This is a genomic window from Roseivivax sediminis (assembly GCF_900112685.1).
Classification (GTDB): Bacteria; Pseudomonadota; Alphaproteobacteria; order Rhodobacterales; family Rhodobacteraceae; genus Roseivivax; species Roseivivax sediminis.
The window spans coordinates 20821-37867 of sequence record NZ_FOMS01000016.1 but is presented as its reverse complement, the minus strand read 5'-3'; the positions used below and the strand labels follow the sequence as shown (position 1 = coordinate 37867).

The 17047-nt window shown below is 67.2% G+C and carries 14 protein-coding genes; 2 read left to right on the top strand and 12 right to left on the bottom strand.

Annotation, left to right across the window (positions count from 1 at the left end; all coding sequences use genetic code 11):
* Positions 1 to 43 precede the first annotated feature (43 nt).
* The 7 genes from F3H57_RS19510 to F3H57_RS19480 all read right to left on the bottom strand — a co-directional run bounded on the left by F3H57_RS19510 (position 44) and on the right by F3H57_RS19480 (position 7650).
* Positions 44 to 1045, bottom strand: coding sequence for an ABC transporter ATP-binding protein (locus tag F3H57_RS19510; RefSeq protein ID WP_149758183.1), 1002 nt, complete (start codon positions 1043 to 1045; stop codon positions 44 to 46).
* Between the two features lie 11 nt (positions 1046 to 1056).
* Positions 1057 to 1887, bottom strand: a complete 831-nt coding sequence (locus tag F3H57_RS19505; RefSeq protein WP_149758181.1) for a carbohydrate ABC transporter permease — start codon at positions 1885 to 1887, stop codon at positions 1057 to 1059.
* Positions 1888 to 2036: 149 nt separating this feature from the next.
* Positions 2037 to 2909, bottom strand: coding sequence for a carbohydrate ABC transporter permease (locus F3H57_RS19500; RefSeq protein WP_149758179.1), 873 nt, complete (start codon positions 2907 to 2909; stop codon positions 2037 to 2039).
* A gap of 138 nt (positions 2910 to 3047) precedes the next feature.
* A complete protein-coding gene (locus tag F3H57_RS19495; protein WP_149758177.1) occupies positions 3048 to 4370 on the bottom strand; it encodes an ABC transporter substrate-binding protein in 1323 nt (440 codons plus the stop codon).
* A 149-nt stretch (positions 4371 to 4519) separates the two neighbouring features.
* Positions 4520 to 5482, bottom strand: a complete 963-nt coding sequence (locus F3H57_RS19490; RefSeq protein WP_149758175.1) for a sugar-binding transcriptional regulator — start codon at positions 5480 to 5482, stop codon at positions 4520 to 4522.
* A 99-nt stretch (positions 5483 to 5581) separates the two neighbouring features.
* On the bottom strand, positions 5582 to 6325 hold the full coding sequence (locus F3H57_RS19485) for an SDR family NAD(P)-dependent oxidoreductase (RefSeq protein WP_149758173.1): 744 nt from the start codon (positions 6323 to 6325) through the stop codon (positions 5582 to 5584).
* A gap of 53 nt (positions 6326 to 6378) precedes the next feature.
* On the bottom strand, positions 6379 to 7650 hold the full coding sequence (locus tag F3H57_RS19480) for an NAD(P)/FAD-dependent oxidoreductase (RefSeq protein ID WP_149758170.1): 1272 nt from the start codon (positions 7648 to 7650) through the stop codon (positions 6379 to 6381).
* Between the two features lie 83 nt (positions 7651 to 7733).
* Here F3H57_RS19480 and F3H57_RS19475 point away from each other — a divergent pair, with 83 nt between their 5' ends.
* On the top strand, positions 7734 to 8129 hold the full coding sequence (locus F3H57_RS19475) for a rhodanese-like domain-containing protein (protein WP_149758168.1): 396 nt from the start codon (positions 7734 to 7736) through the stop codon (positions 8127 to 8129).
* A 153-nt stretch (positions 8130 to 8282) separates the two neighbouring features.
* Complete coding sequence (katG, locus tag F3H57_RS19470; protein WP_149758166.1) at positions 8283 to 10505, top strand: catalase/peroxidase HPI; 2223 nt, start codon at positions 8283 to 8285, stop codon at positions 10503 to 10505.
* Between the two features lie 319 nt (positions 10506 to 10824).
* Here the strand turns inward: katG and hflX are convergent, their stop codons facing one another.
* The 5 genes from hflX to ntrX form a co-directional block, all read right to left on the bottom strand.
* A complete protein-coding gene (gene hflX / locus F3H57_RS19465; RefSeq protein ID WP_223163159.1) occupies positions 10825 to 12099 on the bottom strand; it encodes a GTPase HflX in 1275 nt (424 codons plus the stop codon).
* Positions 12096 to 12335 (bottom strand): RNA chaperone Hfq, encoded by a 240-nt coding sequence (gene hfq, locus F3H57_RS19460; RefSeq protein ID WP_149758165.1) that lies wholly within the window; start codon positions 12333 to 12335, stop codon positions 12096 to 12098. Before hfq ends, hflX begins: the two co-directional genes overlap by 4 nt.
* A 127-nt stretch (positions 12336 to 12462) precedes the next feature.
* Entirely contained in the window at positions 12463 to 13977 is a 1515-nt protein-coding gene (locus tag F3H57_RS19455; protein WP_149758163.1) for a TrkH family potassium uptake protein, read from the bottom strand.
* Positions 13978 to 13982: 5 nt separating this feature from the next.
* Positions 13983 to 15359 carry a Trk system potassium transporter TrkA gene (gene trkA / locus F3H57_RS19450; protein ID WP_149758161.1) on the bottom strand — a complete coding sequence of 459 codons (1377 nt, stop codon included), beginning with the start codon at positions 15357 to 15359 and terminating at the stop codon, positions 13983 to 13985.
* 255 nt (positions 15360 to 15614) lie between these two features.
* Positions 15615 to 17042: a nitrogen assimilation response regulator NtrX gene (gene ntrX / locus F3H57_RS19445; RefSeq protein ID WP_149758159.1), complete on the bottom strand. Its 1428-nt coding sequence runs from the start codon at positions 17040 to 17042 to the stop codon at positions 15615 to 15617.
* Positions 17043 to 17047: the final 5 nt, after the last annotated feature.

Here is a 17047-nt window from a genome sequence, read left to right as displayed (position 1 = left end):
TTCGCCGAACCTGTGCTGGCAAGGCGGGGCGCAGCCCGGCATGTCATGCGATGCGCAGCCCTTCGGCGTCGAAGCGGTGCATCTTGTCGGTGTCGGGGGTCAGGCTGATGCGGTCGCCGTGGTGAACGTTCAGCTCTCCGCCCGCGCGCACCGTCATGACGTCGCACAGTCCCGTGTCGTGGACATGCAGAAACGTGTCGGAGCCCAGATGCTCGGACACGCCCACCACACCCGACCATGGTCCGGTCTCGGTGACGCGGACATGTTCGGGGCGGACACCGATGGTGTTGGCGCCGTGCTTCCCCGCCTCCGCGCCCTCGATCAGGTTCATCTTGGGCGAGCCGATGAAGCCGGCGACGAAGAGGTTGCGCGGCGTGCGGTAGAGTTCCAGCGGGGAGCCGACCTGCTCGATATGGCCGGCGCGCAGCACCACGATCTTGTCGGCCATGGTCATCGCCTCGACCTGGTCGTGGGTGACGTAGATCATCGTGGTTTCCAGCCGCTTGTGCAGTTCGCTGATCTCGAGCCGCATGCCCACGCGCAGCGCCGCGTCGAGGTTCGACAAGGGCTCGTCGAAGAGGAACGCCGCCGGCTCGCGCACGATGGCCCGGCCGATGGCGACGCGCTGGCGCTGGCCGCCCGAGAGCTGCCCCGGCCGCCGGTCGAGGTAGTCCGTGAGGTTCAGCGCCTTGGCGGCGCCGTCGATGCGTCTCTGCTGCTCTTCCTGGGAAACGCCCGCCATCTTCATCGGGAAGGCGATGTTCTTGCGCACGCTCATGTGCGGATAGAGCGCGTAGGACTGGAACACCATCGCCAGCCGCCGCTTGGCGGGCGGCAGGTCGGTTGCCGGGGTTCCATCGATCACGATGTCACCCGAGGTCACGTCTTCCAGCCCCGCGATCAGGCGCAGGAGCGTGGACTTGCCGCAGCCCGAGGGGCCGACGAAGACCACGAATTCGCCGTCGTTGATGTCGAGGTCCAGGGGCGGGATGACCTGCACCTCGCCAAAGGACTTGGTCACTTTGTTCAGGGTTATCTGTCCCATGGTGATCTTCCTTATTTGACGGCGCCGAAGGTCAGGCCGCGCACCAGCTGCTTCTGGCTGAACCAGCCCATGATGAGGATCGGCGCGATGGCCATGGTCGAGGCCGCCGAGAGCTTGGCGTAGAACAGGCCCTCGGGGCTCGAATAGCTCGCGATGAAAGCGGTCAGCGGAGCGGCATTCGCGGCGGTGAGGTTCAGCGTCCAGAACGCCTCGTTCCAGGCGAGGATGATGTTGAGCAGCACCGTGGAGGCGATGCCCGGCACCGCCATCGGCGTGAGCACGTAGAGGATCTCCGAGCGCAGCGTCGCGCCGTCCATTCGCGCGGCTTCCAGGATCTCTCCGGGGATCTCGCGAAAGTAGGTGTAGAGCATCCAGACGATGATCGGCAGGTTGATCAGCGTCAGCACGATGACGAGGCCCGTGCGCGTGTCGAGAAGTCCGACATTGCGGAAGATCAGGTAGATCGGCACCAGCACGCCCACGGGCGGCAGCATCTTGGTCGACAGCATCCACATCAGCACGTTCTTGGTCTGCTTGCCGGGCACGAAGGCCATGGCCCAGGCCGCGGGCACCGCGATGATGACGCCAAGGAGCGTGGAGCCGACCGAGATCACCACCGAATTCCAGAAGTGGCGGAAGTAGTTCGACCGCTCCTGCACGGTGACGTAGTTTTCCAGCGTCCAGTCGAAGTTGAAGAACAGCGGCGGATCGGCGATCGCCTGCGCCTCGGTCTTGAAGCTGGTCAGCACGGTCCAGAAGATCGGGAAGAAGATCAGGATCGCAAGCGTCCAGGCGACGGCTGAGTTGATCGCCTTGCGGCGCGGGGTGACGGCGCGGGCCATGTCAGATCCTCCCTGTCCGGGTGCCGGCTGCGGCGGGTTCTTGGTGTCGAATGCGGCGGGCTTTGGCTCCGTCCGGTGCGACCCGCCCCGGACCGGGCCTTCCGTTCAACCGGCTATCAGCCTCAAAACGCACGACCATATCAGCCACCTCACGCATCGAGGTTCTTGCCGATCATCCGCATCAGGAAGATCGCGACGATGTTGGCGAGGATGATGGCCACGACGCCCCCGGCCGACCCGGTGCCCACGTCGAACCGCAGAAGGCTCTCGGCATAGACGAGGTAGGTCAGGTTGGTCGATGCAACGCCCGGCCCGCCGTTGGTGGTCACTAGGATCTCGGCGAAGATCGACAGGTGGAAGATCGTCTGGATCAGGATCACCACGGTGATCGCCCGCGCCAGATGCGGCAGCATGATGTGGAAGAAGCGCGAGACCGGCCCGGCGCCGTCCATTTCGGCCGCCTCCAGTTGCTCGCTGTCGAGCGATTGCAGCGCCGTGAGCAGGATCAGCGTCGCGAAGGGCAGCCAGGTCCAGCTGACCATGCCGATGATCGACAGGAGCGGCGCGGAAGCGAGAAAGTCGTAGGGCTGCAACCCCATGAGGTCCGCGACCCAGGCGAAGAGGCCGTTCACCGGGTTCATGAACATGTTCTTCCAGACCAGCGCCGACACGGTGGGCATCACGAAGAACGGCGCGATCACCAGGATGCGCACGATCCCCTGCCCCCAGATCGGCTGGTCGATCAGAAGCGCCAGAAGGATCCCCCCGACCGTGGTGATCAGCAGCACGCCCCCGACCAGCAGCAGCGTGTTCAGCATCGCCGTCAGGAAGGTCGGATCGCTCAGGAAATAGCTGTAATTCTCGAAACCGACGAAGGGATTGTTCCCCGGCATCAACAAGTTGTAGCGCAGGAGCGAGAAGTAGATCGTCATCCCCAGCGGGATCAGCATCCAGCCCAGAAGCAGGAGGACCGAGGGGGCGATCATGAATCGCGCGGCTGCGCGGGAATGTTGTGTGGCCATGGCGCGAATCCCGAAACGGCGATGAGCTGCGCCCGCTTACGCCTGCGATCAGGCACGGCGCAGGGTCCACGGCCCCGCGTGCGGCGGAGCCGTGGGGAGGGTCGGGAGCGCCCGAAGGCGCCCCCGCGGGAGGAGTCCTCAGTCGGTGTAGCCGGCGCGGTCGATCTCGCGCTGGGTCTGGCTCTGCGCCTGGCTGAGCGCCTGTTCGGCGTCCATCTGCCCGGCGAGTGCCGCGGAGAAGGTCTGCCCGACCGCGGTGCCGATGCCCTGAAATTCAGGGATCGCGATGAACTGAGCCCCGGTGTACGGGATCTCCTGCACCGACGGTTGCTGCGTGTCGACCGCCTCCATGGAGTTCAGCGTCATCTCCGCGAAGGGCGCCGCCTCCTGGTATTCCTCGTTCTCGTAGAGCGAGGTGCGCGTGCCCGGAGGCGCGGCGCGCCAGCCCTCTTCCTCGGCCACGAGTTCGGTGTAGCCCTTCGATGTCGCCCAGGCGACGAAGGTCTTGGCCGCATCCGTGGAATTCGACGAGGCCGGGATCGCAAGGGACCACGCCCAGAGCCAGTTGCCGTGGTTGTCCAGACCTTCCTTGTTCGGGAACTGCGCGAAGCCGACGCTGTCGGCGACGGTCGACTCGTCGGGGTCGGTCACGAAGCCGGCGGCGACGGTCGCGTCGATCCACATGCCGCAGCGGCCCTGCTGGAACAGCGACAGGTTCTCGTTGAAGCCGTTCGAGGACGCGCCCGGAGGCCCGTATTCGTTCATCAGCGTCAGGTAGTCGGTCAGCGTGGCGTTCCACTCTTCGCTGTCGAACTGCGCCTGCCAGTCCATGTCAAACCAGCGCGCCCCGTAGGAGTTGGCCATGGCCGAGATGAAGGCCATGTTCTCGCCCCAGCCCGGCTTGCCGCGCAGGCAGATGCCGTAGACGTCGTTTTCCTTGTCGGTCATCGCTTCGGCGGCTTCCATGACCTCCGACCAGGTTGGGCTGTCGGGCATCTCGAGCCCGGCCTCTTCCATCAGGTCGGTGCGGTACATGATCATCGCCGACTCGCCGTAGAACGGAGCGGCATAGAGCGTGCCGTCCACCGACAGCGCCTCGCGCACCGACGGTAGAAGGTCGTCCACGTCGTAATCGTCCGGCAGGTTGTCGAGCGGCGCGAGCCAGTCCTGCCCGGCCCAGATCGGAACCTCGTAGGTGCCGATGGTCATCACGTCGAACTGCCCGCCATTGGTGGCGATGTCCTGCGTGACGCGCTGGCGCAGCACGTTTTCCTCGAGCGTCACCCACTCGAGCGCAATGTCGGGGTTCTGTTCGGTGAAGTCGTCCGTCAGCCCCTGCATCCGGATCATGTCGCCGTTGTTCACGGTGGCGATGGTAAGGGTGGTCTCCTGTGCCGCAGCCAGACCCGCCACGGTGCACAGAGCCGATGCGCCCAGCAGGGCGCGTGTCAGATTGGTCATTGTTCCTCCCGTAGAGCAAATGCCCGAGCAATTGCCATGCTCTCGGGCAATGGTTCACTTTTTTACGCAAATGGTCAAGCTGATTCCCGCGCACGGCACCGGCCGTGCGGAGAAATCTCTGACTTGAGGCGGAAATTTCCGTCGGAGGATCAGTCGTCCAGCAGCGCTGCGGCCGAAACCTCGTCGGTGACGAGGCCGCTCAGCAGACCGCCGCGGATCGCGGCGCGCATTGCGCGTATCTTCGCGGCACCGTGGGCGGCGGCGATCCGTTCCACGCCCTCGGGTGGGAAGAGGCTCGCCGAACAGACCCTTTCGGTGACCTCGTCGGGGACGATTTCACCCTCGGAGTCGAAGGGAAAGCCGAAGATCTCGCCCACCGCGCCCTTCTCGCGCAGCCGCGCCACACCGGCCGTATCGACGAAACCGTCAAGCAGGATCGCCGCCGCGTCGTCCATCGTGCCGATACCGAACACGCGCAGATCGGCCTCGGCGGCGAGACGGAATGCCGAGGCCAGCGTCGACTGTCCCAACAGCGCCGTCCGTTCCTCGGCCGATCCGGCGATCACCGGAACCGGCAGCGGAAAAGTCGGCGCCGACACCTTCTCGGCGAGGGTGAAGAGCACGTTGTAATAGGCGGTGGAGCCGTCCGGCGCCACGTTCCCGGTCAGCGACACGATGCGGTGCTGCGGACAGTCGATGCGCGGCAGGTGTTCCACTGCCGCACGCATCGTCCGCCCCGTGCCGATGCCGAGCGTGATCGGGTCGGGCGCGGCGAGCCGATCCTCGATCAGATCGGCCATGCGATGCGCCACCGCCTGCCCCGCCTCGGACTCAGACGACATCGCCGGCACCACCTCGCAGAGCGCGAGCCCGTAGCGGTCGCGCAGCCGCTCGGCGAGGTCGAGACAATTGGAGATCGGGTGGTCGATCCGCACCTTCACCAGCCCCGCCTGCATCGCCTGAGAGACCAGCCGCTGCGCCGACTGGCGCGAGACGCCGAGAATGCGCGCGATTTCATCCTGGGTCTTGCCGGCGACATAGGCCAGCCACGCCGCGCGCGCGGCATCGTCAAGCTTGCGGGAGGGTGCGGGGGGGCGCGGCGTCGTCTTCATGGGGCCAAAGGCATCCCGTGAAGCGCCGCGCAAGGCAAGCCCTTTCGTGTCCGGCCGGACATGGTGTCGCGCACCGTCCGGCCCGGACCTTGCGGGCGCTCAGACCGTGTAGTTGAGGCCGAGCCGGCCGCCGTCGACATAGATCGTCTCGCCGGTGATGTAGCTCGACTTCGGCCCGGCGAGGAACGCGACCACGTCGCCGATCTCGCGCGGGGTACCGACGCGGCCGAGCGGCGTGCGCGACATCACGCGGGCCATCGCCTCGGGCTTGGCGTTCACGCCGGCCATCATCTCCGTGTCGATGGAGCCGGGGCCGACCGCGTTCACGCGGATGTTGTGCGGCGCGAGCGCCAGCGCCGCGGCCTTGGTCAACTGCATCACCCCGCCCTTGGACGCGCAGTAGGACGCGATCGCCGGGATCGCCACCTGCGCGTTGATCGAGGACATGTTGACGATGGCGCCTTCGATTCCGGCCGCCACCATGCCCTTGGCCGCCCGCTGCGTCGCCAGGAACGTGCCCGTGAGGTTGACGTCGAGCACCGTCTGCCAGTCGTCGAGCGACAGCTCGAGGAAGTCGCCCGGCACAGCGAGGCCGGCATTGTTGACCAGCACCGAGACCGGGCCGTGATCGGCCTCGATCTTATCGAAGAGCGAGGCGATCTGGTCGGGCTGGCCGAGGTCGCAGGCGTAGCCGTGCCCGCCCAGCCGTTCGGCCGCGGCGATGACGGCATCGCCCTTGAGGTCGGCGAGGATCACCTTGTGGCCATCCTCGGCGAGAGCTTCGGCGCAGGCATAACCGATGCCCTGCGCGGCGCCGGTGACGAGTGCGATGGGTTGCGACATGTCTGGTCCTTTCTGTGCCCTGTTGGACCGGTCCTAGACCGGCGCAGCCCGCCCTACCAGAGCCCCTGCCGGATCTGGTTCGCAGTGAAGGCCGCATCGAAGATATGCGAGGTCAGGCGCGCGCGCGGCACCGGCGCGGCGCCGGTGACCGGCAGCGGCAGGTCCGTCTCCGGCGCGCCGGTCAGGAGCGCCGCGAGCGCCTGCCCGAAGATCGTGCCGGTGGTGATGCCGCGCCCGTTGTAGCCGATCGGCGCATAGAGTCCGTCAGCAAGCCGCTGGATGCGCGGTAGATGATCGGGGGTCATGGCGATGGCGCCCTCCCACGCCTCCTCGAACCCGGTGCCGGCGAGTTCGGGGAAAAGGCGGGCAAGCTGCCGTTCGGCCCAGCGGCGGGTGAGCCCCGCCGCAGCGGTCCCATGCAACCGGCCCATCGTGCCGATCACCAGCCGTCCGGCGGCATCGCGCCGCAGCGCGCGCATGATGCGCCCGGTGTCCCAGACGCCCTGCCCTTCCGGCAGCACATGCGCCGCGCGCTCCCCCAGCGGCGGCGTCGCGAGTTGGACGAAGCGGATCGTGGTGAATGCGCGGTCGAGACCGGGCCAGAGCCCGCCGGTATAGGCGTTCGTCGCCAGAACTACGGTCGTCGCCCGGATCGCGCCTTGTGCCGTCTCGACCTGCCAGCCGGCCGCTTCGGGCGTGAGCCCGGTGACGGCCACCCCCGTCGCCAATCGCGCCCCGGCCCCCTTCGCGGCCCGCGCAAGGCCCCGCGCATAGCCCATAGGATTCACGGTCCCGGCACGGACGTCGAGCAGACCGCCGTGAAAGGCCCGGCTGCCGATCTTCGCCGCCGCTTCCTCGCGCTCCAGCAGCCGCACCGGCGCGCCGAGCGCCCGCCATTGCGCGTGCCGCGCGCGCAGGTCGGTCATGCCGGCCGGCGCATGGGCGGCGTGGATCGTACCGGTGCGCGTGGCGGAGCAGCGGATCTGGTGACGCTCGATCAGGTCGAAGACCGTCTCGGGCCCTTCCCCGAACCGCTTCACGAAGCGCGGCCCGTGCTCCGGCCCAAGCGCCTTTGCCACCGACTCCGGCGGCAGCCACAAACCTGCGTTGACGAGCCCCACATTGCGGCCCGATCCGCCATGGCCGATCCCGGCGGCTTCGAGAATCTGCACCGACAGCCCGGCCTCGGCCGCATGGAGCGCCGTCGACAGGCCGGTGTACCCGCCCCCGACGATGACCAGGTCGACCGGAACGCTTGAAACGCTCTGGTCCGCGACCTGCGCCTCCTCGGCGGACGCATCCCAAAGCGAGATCGGCTCGATCATCGAAGATCCTTGTCGGGTTGCACCTTCCTGGCGACCGGGCCAGCATCACCGCGACAGCGCGCACCGCGCAAGGGGGGACCGACATGAAGACAACAGCCGCCGACATGGTTGCCAAGGCCCGGGGCCGCATCCGCGAGGTCGACACCCAAGAACTGATGGACATGCACGGACGCGACGACGTGGTCATTGTCGACATCCGCGACGTGCGCGAACGGCAGAAAAGCGGCTTCATCCCCGGATCGGTGCACGCCCCGCGCGGCATGATCGAGTTCTGGGTCGACCCCGAGAGCCCCTATCACAAGCCGGTCTTCGCGCAGGAGGGAAAAACCTACGTCTTTCACTGCGCCTCGGGCTGGCGTTCCGCGCTGACCGTGGCGACACTCTCGGACATGGGCTTCGACGCGGCGCATCTGCGGGACGGGTTTTCGGACTGGGTGACGCAAGGCGGCCCTGTCGAAGAGGCGCCCAAGAAGGCGTGACAGCCGATAGGAAATGCAAATCACCTTGATCGGAAGAATGAAATTCTTCCTATCAGCGGCATTTGCTATCTTCCGCGCAAATCGGCAGAGAGAGCGTCAAGGCAGCGCCTCTCTGCCCCGACTGCAGCAACCCAAGATGAACGGGAGAGCGACATGGACGGCGACGATATCCAGAACCAGGGTGGCGGGTGCCCCATCGTGCACGGCACGATCAAGCACACCACGTTCGGCGCGCGCACCAACAAGGATTGGTGGCCGAACCAGCTGAACCTCAAGATCCTGCACCAGAACTCGCCGCTCGGCGATCCGATGGACGGCGATTTCGACTATGCCGAGGCATTCAAGACGCTCGACCTCGACGCGGTGAAGGCCGACATCGCGTACGTCCTTAAGGACAGCAAGGAATGGTGGCCGGCCGATTACGGCCATTACGGCCCGTTCATGATCCGCATGGCCTGGCATTCGGCCGGCACCTACCGCACCGGCGACGGCCGCGGCGGGTCGTCCTCGGGCAGCCAGCGCTTCGCGCCGCTGAACTCCTGGCCGGACAACGGCAACCTCGACAAGGCGCGGCGCCTGCTGTGGCCGGTGAAGCAGAAATACGGCCGGGCGCTCTCCTGGGCCGATCTGTTCATCCTCACCGGAAACGTCGCGCTCGAGGACATGGGCTTCAAGACCTTCGGCTTCGCCGGCGGCCGCGAGGACATCTGGGAGCCCGAGGAGGACATCTACTGGGGCTCCGAGGAGAAATGGCTCGCCACCTCCGACGAGGAGCATTCGCGCTATTCCGAGGGCCGCGCGCTGGAGAACCCGCTCGCCGCGGTGCAGATGGGCCTGATCTACGTGAACCCCGAAGGGCCTGACGGTCACCCCGATCCGCAGGCGTCCGCCAACGACATCCGCGAGACCTTCGCGCGCATGGCGATGAACGACGAGGAAACCGTCGCGCTGACTGCCGGCGGGCACACCTTCGGCAAGACCCACGGCGCCGGCCCGGCCGACCATGTGGGCACTGAGCCCGAGGGCGGCGACCTGGCCGCGCAGGGTTTCGGCTGGAGCTCGACCTACGAGAGCGGCAAGGGCAAGCATGCCATCACCTCGGGCCTCGAAGGGCCGTGGACGCCGACGCCGACGACATGGGACATGACCTATTTCGACATGCTCTTCGGCTACGAATGGGAGCTGACCAAGTCGCCCGCCGGGGCCAATCAGTGGACGCCCAAGGGCATCCGCGAGGAAGACAAGGCACCGCAGGTCGACGGATCGGCCGAAAAGGTCATCCCGATGATGTCGACCGCCGACATGGCGATGAAGGTCGACCCGTCCTACCGCGCGATTTCGGAGCGGTTCCACAAGAACCCGGCGGAATTCGCCGACGCCTTCGCCCGGGCCTGGTTCAAGCTGACCCACCGCGACATGGGGCCGAAGGTCCGGTATCTCGGCAAGGAAGTGCCGTCCGAGGAGCTGATCTGGCAGGATCCGGTCCCGGCGCATGACGGCCCGGTGATCGACGCCAGCGATGTGGCGGTGCTGAAGTCCAAGATCCTCGACAGCGGCCTGTCGGTGCGCGAGATGGTCTACACGGCCTGGTCCTCGGCGGCGACGTTCCGCGGATCGGACAAGCGCGGCGGCGCCAACGGCGCGCGCATCCGCCTCGCCCCGATGAAGGATTGGGAGGTCAACGAGCCCCAGCAGCTTCAGAAGGTGCTGAAGGTCTACGAGGGCATCAAGTCGGACTTCGACGGATCCAGCGACAAGAGCGTGTCGCTTGCGGACCTGATCGTGCTCGGCGGCAGCGTCGGGATCGAGAAGGCGGCCGCCGCGGGCGGTCACGCCATCGAGGTGCCGTTCACACCCGGCCGCACGGATGCGACCGAGGAGATGACGGATGCCGAGAGCTTCGAGCCGCTGGAGCCCTTCGCCGACGGGTTCCGCAACTACCTCAAGACGTCCTATTCGGTGCCGGCCGAAGAGCTGCTGATCGACCGCGCGCAGCTCCTGACGCTGACGGCGCCCGAGATGACCGTCCTCGTCGGCGGCATGCGCACGCTCGAGGCCAATCACGGCGGGTCCGATCACGGCGTGCTGACGACGCGGCCGGGAACGCTGTCGAACGACTTCTTCGTCAACCTGATGGACATGAACATCGCGTGGACGCCGGTGGACGAGACCCAGCAGGTGTTCGAGGCCCGCGACCGCGCCTCGGGCGAGCTCAAGTGGACCGGCACCCGGGTCGACCTGGTGTTCGGCTCCAACTCGCAGCTGCGCGCGTTGGCCGAAGTCTACGGCTGCGCGGATGCGAGCCAGAAGTTCGTGAAGGACTTCGTGACAGCCTGGACGAAGGTCATGGACGCTGACCGCTTCGACGTGAAGTAAGCGCGGCAAGCTTCTTAAAAAAAGGACGGCGCGGGGACTTCCCGCGCCGTATTTCGTTTTGAGAGAAGCGCCGCCCGGGAACGCCGAATTCCGGCGTATGTTGCGTTAGAGCACAGCCCCACCCGCCCGAACAGCACCGCAGGTGCCGGGCGCGCAGCCGGACCGGCCCGGCGGTCTGGCGCGATGTCAGCCTCGTGCGCGGTTCGTATTGCGGAGGGACGTGGCCGGGATAAAGCGCGGACCTCGGAGGCTGTGGCGCCAGCCCCCAGCCCAGCCCGGCGCGCGCCTGACACATTCGGTGGCTGGATGGAAATGCCGCTCACACCTTCTCGAACTGCGCAGCTTCCTTCGCCGTCCAGCGCACGTCGAGGTCGTAGCCGTCCTCGGTCTGCGCCTCGCGCTCGACGAGTCCGCGTTCGAAAAGCCAGGCGCGCTTGCGCCCGTCCTCGAAGCCCAGATGCACCGAGGCGCGCATCTTCTCGCCCTCGATCGCTCGGGCGATGCCATTCAGCAGAGGATCCATCCCCTCGCCCGTCCAGGCCGACAGCGCGAAGATCGACGGCACCCGCGCCGCGCGCGTCATCGCCGCCTCGCGCGCCTCAGGCCCCAGCTGGTCGATCTTGTTCCAGACTTCGAGCTGCGGCACCGTCTCGGCCACGCCGAGCGAGGCGAGGATTGCGTGCACGTCGTCCGCCTGTTCCTGCGCGTTGGGGTGCGAGATGTCGCGCACATGCACGATCAGGTCCGCCTCCAGCACTTCTTCCAGCGTCGCGCGGAAGGCGGCCACCAGTTCCGTCGGTAGGTCGGAGATGAAGCCCACCGTGTCGGACAGGATCACCTCGGGGCCGTCCTCAAGCTTCACGCCGCGCATCGTCGGGTCGAGCGTGGCGAACAGCATGTCCTTGGCCATCACCTCCGCCCCGGTCAGGCGGTTGAAGAGCGTCGACTTGCCGGCGTTGGTATAACCCACCAGCGCGACGATCGGATACGGAACCTTGGCCCGCGCCTTGCGATGCAGCGCGCGGGTCTTGACCACCTTGTCGAGCTGCCGGCGCAGCCGCACGAGCTGTTCGTCGATGGCCCGCCTGTCCGCCTCGATCTGCGTCTCGCCGGGGCCGCCGACGAAGCCCAAGCCCCCGCGCTGGCGTTCGAGGTGCGTCCAGGCCCGCACCAGCCGCGTGCGCTGGTAGGACAGGTGCGCCATCTCGACCTGCAACACGCCCTCGCGGGTCGCCGCGCGGTCCGAGAAGATCTCCAGGATCAGGCCTGTCCGGTCGAGCAGCTTGACCTTCCACTCGCGTTCGAGGTTGCGCTGCTGGACCGGCGTCAGCGGCCCGTCGACCAGCACCAGCTCGATCTCGTCGGCCTTCAGGTGCTCACCAATCTCGGCGATCTTGCCGGTCCCGAACAGCGCGTTCGGATGCGGCTGCGGCAGCGGCACCACCGACGAGCCGACTACGGAAAGCCCCGGCAGCGCCTCGGCCAGCGCCACCGCCTCTTCGAGCGCCATCACCGGATCGCGCCGGCTGCGGTCGTTTTTTATGTCGGGATGCAGGACCCAGGCGCGGGTCTCTTGCGGGGTCAGATCGTTCAAGATCCCTCTTCGGAGTCGTAGAGGTTGATCGGCTGCGCCGGCATGATGGTCGAAATGGCGTGCTTGTAGACAAGCTGCGACTGACCGTCGCGGCGCAGAAGCACGCAGAAATTGTCGAACCAGGTAATCACACCCTGCAATTTCACCCCGTTAATCAGGAACACAGTCACCGGAACCTTCGTCTTCCGGACGTGATTGAGGAACGCATCCTGCAGGTTCTGTCTGTCGGAAGCCATTGAAACAGCCTTTTTTCTTGTTTACGCCGCAATGCGGCACGAGCCTCGCCGGACCCGAGTATGGAATCCCAGTCCACGGACTTCCAGAGCGAATCCGAAGCGCGGACACACCCCTTGCACGAATGTCTCAGTCCCGCCAGAGATCCGGCATCAGCATCACCACCAGCGCCAGCACCTCGAGCCGGCCGAGCACCATCGCGAGCGCGAAGACCAGCCGCGTCTCGGCCCCGTACTGCGCCAGCGCGATCGGCATCTCCGTGCCAAGCGCGATGAGCGGGCCGGCATTCGTCAGCCCGGCCACCGCCACCACGAAGGCCGGTTCGAACCGCAGGCCGGTCGCCGCCAGCGCCAGGACGATGACCATCATCGTAAGCGCGAAGATCATGAAGAAGACCCAGGCGATGAACGCGCCTTCGCGCCGCGTGCGGCGGCTGAGCAGGCCCGCGCGGCCGATCGAATGCGGGTGGATAAGCAACTCCAGCTCCCGCCTGCCGGTGATGTAGAGGATGAACACCCGCAAGAGCTTCACCCCGCCCGCGGTGGTGGCGACGCCGCCGCCGACGATGGCGAGCCCCATGAGCACGAGCCCCGGCGTCTCCAGCCCCGACCAGTCCTGAAGGCGGTCCCACTCGGCGCTCTCGAACCCGGTGGTGGTCAGGAACGAGGCGGTGGTGAACAGCGCCCCCCAGAGCGAGCGCAGCGCCGCCACGAGGTTCTCCTCGTCGCCGATGTCGAAGGCGGCGACCCAGTGGCGCAGGAACAGCGCCGCCGGCACGCCGACCACGATCAGCAGGCCGAGCCGGATCTCTGCATCCTGCCAGAGTCCCCGCTCCCGCGAGGCGCCGGTGTCGCTGGAAAAGGTCAGGCGTGACAGCGCGAACACAAGGAAGCAGAGGATCACCGCCTCGCCCACGATCCCGGCTTCGGCCGCCGCAAGCCCGCCGACGGGCGAGATGCCCGAAGTCGACATGGTCGCCATCGCGTGACAGAGCGCGACAAACGTGCCCTCCCCGGCCATCACCAGCAGGACCCAGACGGCGACGGTAAGCGCGATGTAGAGCGGCAGCAGCGCGCCGGCGGCGCGCGCCAGGCGCACACGCGGATCGGCGGTGTCGCGCAGCGCCGCGCCCGGGGGCGGGGTCTGCCCGGGCTCACCTGCAGCGGTGACCTCGAACCCGCCGAGCGTGAGCGGCGCGAGGATCGCCGCCGCGGTCACCCACAGAAGCCCGCCGCCCATCCAACCGACCTGCGCGCGCCACAGATGCTCGGCATCCGACAGCCGCCCTGGCGCGAACAGCGTCGCGCCCGTCGTCGTCAGGCTCGATACCATCTCGACATAGGCATTGAGGAACGCGGTCGTCCGCACCGCCTCGTGGAACGGCACGGCCAGAACCGCCGGCAACAGGATGTAGCCCAGGGCCAGCGCCAGGAGCTGGCGCATCGGGTTGCGATTGTGCGGCCGTCCGGCCACGGCGATGGCGACCAGCGTGGTCACGATCAGCCCCGACAGCCCGGCATAGAAGAAGCTGCGCGCGTCGTGGAACTCCTCCTGCACCAGCGCCAGCGCGGCCGGCGCAAGCATCGAGGCCGAGAAGATCCCGGTGAGGAGCAGAAGCAGTGGCAGGGACGCGAGCGCGCGCATGAGGCTCAGAAGAAGTCGATGGAGACCTGCAGGAGCCGCTCGACCTCCGGCACGTCCTTGGACATGGCGAAGATCACGATGAGGTCGCCCTCCTCGATCTTCAGCCCGCCGGTGATCTTCTGGATCCTGTCGCCGCGCAGCACCGCGCCCACGAGAACGCCCTCGGGGAAGTCGATGTCGCGGATGCGCTGACCGGCGATGGTGGAGGTCGAAAGGACCTCGGCCTCGATCACCTCCGCCTCGCCGTCGCCGATGGAATAGACCGAGCGAACGCGCCCGTGGCGGATGTGGCGCAGGATCGAGCTGACGGTGGTGGCGCGCGGGTTGATAAAGGCGTCGATACCGAGCGGCTCCATCAGCGGCACGAGGGTCGGATCGTTGATCAGCACGATGGACATCTTGGCGCCGGCGGCCTTGGCGCGCACGGCGGACAGCATGTTGGTCTTGTCGTCGTCGGTCACGCAGAGAACGGCATCGGCGCGTTCGATGTTGGCTTCCGCCAGCAGCGTCGAGTCGAGTCCGTCCCCGTTCAGCACGATGGTCTTTTCCAATGCCTCGGCAGCGCGTTCGGCACATTTGCGGTTGCGCTCGATGATCTTCGCGCGCACCCGCGTTTGGCGGCTTTCCAGGTCGCGCGCCACCATCAGCCCGACATTGCCGCCGCCGACCAGCACCACCCGCTCCTGCTGGCGATAGGGCTTGCCGAGGATCTCCAGGAGGCGGGTGATGTCGTCGCGGTGGCATACGAAGTAGGCCGAGTCCCCAACGAAGAGCTGATCGCGCGGCTCCGGCGCGAAGAGCCGGCCGTCGCGCGACACCCCCACCACCACGCAGCGCAGCGTGGAAAAGAGGTCGGTGAGCTGCCGCAGCGGCGTGTTCACGATCGGGCAGTCGTCATCGATGTGCAGACCGATAAGCTGCGCGTGGCCGTCGAGGAAGGTCTCCGTGTCGAAAGCCGCCGGCAGAGCGAGCCGCTGAAGGGCGGCGTCGGCGACCTCACGCTCGGGGCTGATCACCACGTCGATCGGCATGTGATCGCGCCGATAGAGGTCGGAATAGATCGCCGTCAGGTAGGACTTGGCCCTGAGCCGGGCGATCTTGCGAGGGATCGCGAAGACCGAATGGGCCACCTGGCAGGTGACCATGTTGACCTCGTCGGAATGGGTCGCGGCGATGATCATGTCGGCATCGCGCGCGCCGGCCCGGTCGAGCACGTCGGGATAGGACGCGAAGCCCGCGATGCCGCGCACGTCGAGCGTGTCTGTGGCGCGGCGCACGAGGTCCGGGTTGTTGTCGACGACGAAAACGTCGTTGCGCTCGCCCGAGAGATGCCGGGCGATCTGCCAGCCCACCTGGCCCGCGCCGCAGATGATGACCTTCATGGATCGCCTTTTCGCGAGGTCCCCCGACGCATCGGTGTGACAGGTCGGCGCGCGGGGGTCAATCTGCGCCAAGGTCGGCCCGCCCGGGGGTGGGCAGATTGTCCAAACCGGCACGCGCCGCGTGGCCGACTCTTCGACCCGTGCCCGTCCAGGGCGCGCGGCCCGCCATGGTCCGCTCCGCCCGCTTCTTTGGGCTTCAAATACTCCGGGGGTCCGGGGGGCCGGCCGCCGGCGCTCTCCGTCCGCGCGCCGGGCCTAGCCTGCCTGGCGCTCGGTCTCCGGCTCCTCTTCCTCGCCCAGCTGTGCGATGCGCGCGCCGCCCTTGGCGGAGGTCACCACGCCCAGTGACTTCAGCTTGCGGTGCAGGGCCGAGCGCTCCATCCCGACGAAGCTGGCGGTGCGGGAGATGTTGCCGCCGAAGCGGTTTATCTGGGTGAGCAGGTATTCGCGCTCGAACGCCTCGCGCGCCTCGCGAAGGGGCAGAGTGGCGAGCGTGCCGGACAGGACCACGCGCCCGTCCTCGGCGTCGCGCGGGCCGTCCTGCGGCAATTCGCGAGCCTCGATCGGGCCGGAGCCTTCGCCGAGGATCAGCACCCGCTCCACCAGGTTCTTGAGCTGGCGCACGTTGCCCGGCCAGACCATCGTCTGCAACAGTGCGTCGGCGTCGTCGGTGAAGTCCCGGTGCGGCAGGCCCTGCGCCTTGTGGCACTGCTCCACGAAATGGCGGGCGAGCCGGGGAATGTCCTCGCGCCGGTCCTCGAGGCTCGGCACCGCGATCGGTACCACGTTGAGCCGGTGATAGAGTTCCTGGCGGAAACGTCCGGCGGCGATCTCCGTGTCGAGATCGCGGTTGGTCGAGGAGATCACGCGCAGATCGACCCGCACCTTGTCGGCACCGCCGACCCGCTGGAACTGCTGATCGACAAGCACGCGCAGGATCTTCGACTGGGTGCCGAGCGGCATGTCCGCGACTTCGTCGAAATAGAGCACGCCGCCATGCGCCTGCTCCAGAAGTCCCGGCTCCACGCCGCGGTCGGTGGTCTCGCGGCCGAAGAGCGTCTCTTCCATGGTCTCGGGTGCGACGCCGGCGCAGTTGACGGTGACGAACGGCCCCTGCGCGCGGTTCGACCTTGAGTGGATGTAGCGCGCCGCGACTTCCTTGCCGGACCCTGCCGGACCGGTGAGCATCACCCGCCCGTTGGACTTGGTGACCTTGTCGAGCTGCGACGACAGCGTGCGGAAGGCGGGGCTCTCGCCGATCATTTCGGCGGCATGCGTCTCGCGCCGTTTCAGCGACAGGTTCTCGCGGCGCAGGCGCGAGGTCTCCATCGCGCGGCGGATGACCACGAGCAGCTGGTCGATGTTGAACGGCTTCTCGATGAAGTCGTAGGCGCCCTGCTTGATCGCGGCGACGGCGATCTCGATGTTGCCGTGGCCGGAGATGATCACCACGGGGATATCCGGATTGTCGCGCTTGACGGTCTTGAGGATGTCGATCCCGTCCATCTTGCTGTCCTTCAGCCAGATGTCGAGGATGATGAGCGCCGGCGGCTCGCCGTTGACCTCGGCCATCGCCTCGCCGGAATTGCCCGCAAGCCGGGTGGTGTAGCCCTCGTCCTCGAGGATGTCCCCGATGAGTTCGCGGATGTCGCGTTCGTCGTCGACGATCAGGATGTCGCCCATGTCAC

Coding starts and splice junctions, on each gene's coding strand:
- F3H57_RS19510 (WP_149758183.1), bottom strand. CDS start 1,045: ATGGGACAGATAACCCTGAACAAAGTGACCAAGTCCTTTGGCGAGGTG.
- F3H57_RS19505 (WP_149758181.1), bottom strand. CDS start 1,887: ATGGCCCGCGCCGTCACCCCGCGCCGCAAGGCGATCAACTCAGCCGTC.
- F3H57_RS19500 (WP_149758179.1), bottom strand. CDS start 2,909: ATGGCCACACAACATTCCCGCGCAGCCGCGCGATTCATGATCGCCCCC.
- F3H57_RS19495 (WP_149758177.1), bottom strand. CDS start 4,370: ATGACCAATCTGACACGCGCCCTGCTGGGCGCATCGGCTCTGTGCACC.
- F3H57_RS19490 (WP_149758175.1), bottom strand. CDS start 5,482: ATGAAGACGACGCCGCGCCCCCCCGCACCCTCCCGCAAGCTTGACGAT.
- F3H57_RS19485 (WP_149758173.1), bottom strand. CDS start 6,325: ATGTCGCAACCCATCGCACTCGTCACCGGCGCCGCGCAGGGCATCGGT.
- F3H57_RS19480 (WP_149758170.1), bottom strand. CDS start 7,650: ATGATCGAGCCGATCTCGCTTTGGGATGCGTCCGCCGAGGAGGCGCAG.
- F3H57_RS19475 (WP_149758168.1), top strand. CDS start 7,734: ATGAAGACAACAGCCGCCGACATGGTTGCCAAGGCCCGGGGCCGCATC.
- katG (WP_149758166.1), top strand. CDS start 8,283: ATGGACGGCGACGATATCCAGAACCAGGGTGGCGGGTGCCCCATCGTG.
- hfq (WP_149758165.1), bottom strand. CDS start 12,335: ATGGCTTCCGACAGACAGAACCTGCAGGATGCGTTCCTCAATCACGTC.
- F3H57_RS19455 (WP_149758163.1), bottom strand. CDS start 13,977: ATGCGCGCGCTCGCGTCCCTGCCACTGCTTCTGCTCCTCACCGGGATC.
- trkA (WP_149758161.1), bottom strand. CDS start 15,359: ATGAAGGTCATCATCTGCGGCGCGGGCCAGGTGGGCTGGCAGATCGCC.
- ntrX (WP_149758159.1), bottom strand. CDS start 17,042: ATGGGCGACATCCTGATCGTCGACGACGAACGCGACATCCGCGAACTC.